This window comes from Campylobacter sp. RM12654 (assembly GCF_020137585.1).
GTDB lineage: Bacteria > Campylobacterota > Campylobacteria > Campylobacterales > Campylobacteraceae > Campylobacter_E.
The window spans coordinates 1-1470 of sequence record NZ_JACGAR010000056.1 but is presented as its reverse complement, the minus strand read 5'-3'; the positions used below and the strand labels follow the sequence as shown (position 1 = coordinate 1470).

Sequence of the window (1470 nt, the reverse complement as noted above, 5' to 3'; positions counted from 1 at the left end):
TAAGCGCCGCCACGTTTGTGTTAATTCTGAATCCCATAATTTTCTCCTTAAAAAAATAATTGTCTTGATTTCCTTATCAAGTTACAACTATATCGGTGTGCTAAAAAATAACTTTAGGGGTGATGTGAAAAAATTTTTAAAAATGTGATTGTGATGTGGGGATAGGTGGCTTTTTGTGATTTTTTCTGTTAGGAAAAAATCGTAAAAAGCCTTGTGTTAGCTCGTTTTTAAACGAGCTAACCGAAATGAATAGGATTTTAGAGTGTGAAATTTCACGGAATTTGAAATTAGAATTAGGATTTTGTGAAAAACTTGTGAAAATGTGAAATATTTGTGAAAAGTTTTGATGAAAGACCCACAAAAGCGGGGGGCGACCCATCCGCCCCTAAGATGTGATGAGATGTTATACAAAATTGATTAATATTTTTAAAAGCTTGCTTATATTTTTATAATATATTGATTGTCGTTTAAACCCATTGATTTTAGATTTATATTTGGATATTTATTTAGTAATGTATTTAAGTCATTATAAAAGGTGTTTTTAGGATTTATAGTTTGTAATAAATAAATTATTACATTTAAAAATGCAAAAATTTTTTGATTATTTAAATCTTGATTTTGAAAAAAGTCATTTTTGCTAGGAATTTTTAAGACTACGGCTAGAGTTTTATTCCATAATCTTGAATGATGTGCGCAAATATTTCTTACAAGCGTTGCTATATGTAACCAATTTACTAAAATAGATTTATTTATATTAAAAATATCAGAAATTTTCTTTTGCTCGTTTGTCTGCAATAATGCGTAAAAGTTAGATAAAGTGCCAAACGACATTACTTCTACAATTGCCCATAATGGTATTTCATTATAATTATCTAAAAAATGCTTTATAAAGCTTTCGTTAGAGCGTTTTACTTCCTTAAATATCGTATCTATAAGGCTTTTGTGTGTTTTAATGTTTTTATGATTTTGTGTAAAATTTAACTCACATAAATATCCTGTAGCACCAAAGGATAATGTATGGTAGTATGCAATTTGTGTTCTAAAATATAGCTCAATTGTCTGCAAAGCATTAGAAACTAGAGCTTTTAGCTCCATATCAAAATCATACAAATAAATAATATCCGTGAAATTAGTATTTTTAATAAAATTCTTATTATCATCATAAAAAGGTAAAAAATATGCACTTAATCTGTAATAATTTAAATTTCTTAATTTTTCTAAAGCAAAATCTTCATTTAAAATAGTTAAATTTTTAGATCTTAACAATTCTAATTGTTCTTGCCAAGTTCTGTGGGGTTTATTATATGTTTTTTTATCCATAATCAGCTTTCAAATGTCCCTAAGGGTTGCGCATTGTTAAGAGGCTCTTAGGGAACTGTCGGAAATATATTAACATTTTTTATTCTAATAAGTCAACAAAAATGCTGAAAAATAAAATAAAAATATTAATTTTTTACTTAAACAATCTTC

The 1470-nt window shown here is 26.8% G+C and carries 1 protein-coding gene; it reads right to left on the bottom strand.

The features are described 5' to 3' along the window. Nucleotides 1-438: 438 nt before the first annotated feature. Entirely contained in the window at nt 439-1320 is an 882-nt protein-coding gene (locus AVBRAN12654_RS09265) for an Abi family protein (protein ID WP_336614371.1), read from the bottom strand. Between the last annotated feature and the right edge of the window lie 150 nt (nt 1321-1470).

Excerpts from the sequence above, each read along its gene's own strand:
- AVBRAN12654_RS09265 (WP_336614371.1), bottom strand. The coding sequence starts at position 1,320 with ATGGATAAAAAAACATATAATAAACCCCACAGAACTTGGCAAGAACAA.